At 68.7% G+C, this 600-nt stretch carries 1 protein-coding gene; it reads left to right on the forward strand.

Features of this window, described 5'->3' with window-relative positions; all coding sequences use genetic code 11:
- Positions 1–35: 35 nt before the first annotated feature.
- A partial coding sequence (locus AQJ67_RS44400) for an acyltransferase domain-containing protein (protein ID WP_279616931.1) occupies positions 36–600 on the forward strand: 565 nt, incomplete at its 3' end.

A 600-nucleotide genomic window follows, 5' to 3' on the forward strand; every position in this document is an offset into this window, starting at 1 on the left:
CTCCGCTGGAGAGCACGGTCGCGTTCTACTCCACCGTGACCGGTGAGCTGACCGACACTCGTGAGCTGGGTGCGGAGTATTGGTACCGCAACCTGCGGGAGACGGTGCGGCTGGCCGACACCACGCGGGTGCTGGCCGAGGCCGGTCACGGGACGTTCGTCGAAGTAAGCCCCCACCCGGTGTTGACTCCCAGCCTGGAAGAGACCCTCTTCGAGTCCCACCCGGCAGCGGTCGTGACGGGGACGCTGCGCCGGGGTGAGAACGAGTCCGAGCAACTGCTGACCGCCGTCGCCCGGTTGCATGTCCGTGGCGTGCGGGTGGACTGGTCTGCGGTGGTGGGCCGGAACTCGGCGATCGATCTGCCGACGTATGCCTTCCAGCGTGAGCGGTTCTGGCCTGAGGCGGTGTCGGGGCCTGGCGGGGTGGATGACGAGTTGTGGTCTGTGGTTCGGGGGGTGGATGCGGGGGCGTTGTCGGCGGAGTTGGGGGTCGATGAGCGGGCTGTGGCTGAGGTGGTGCCGGCTCTGACGGCGTGGCGTGAGCGTCGTCGGGTTCGGTCGGTGGTGGAGGGGTGGCGGTTCGCGGAGAGCTGGAAGCTGT

The sequence above is a fragment of the Streptomyces caeruleatus genome (genome assembly GCF_001514235.1).
Classification (GTDB): Bacteria; Actinomycetota; Actinomycetes; order Streptomycetales; family Streptomycetaceae; genus Streptomyces; species Streptomyces caeruleatus.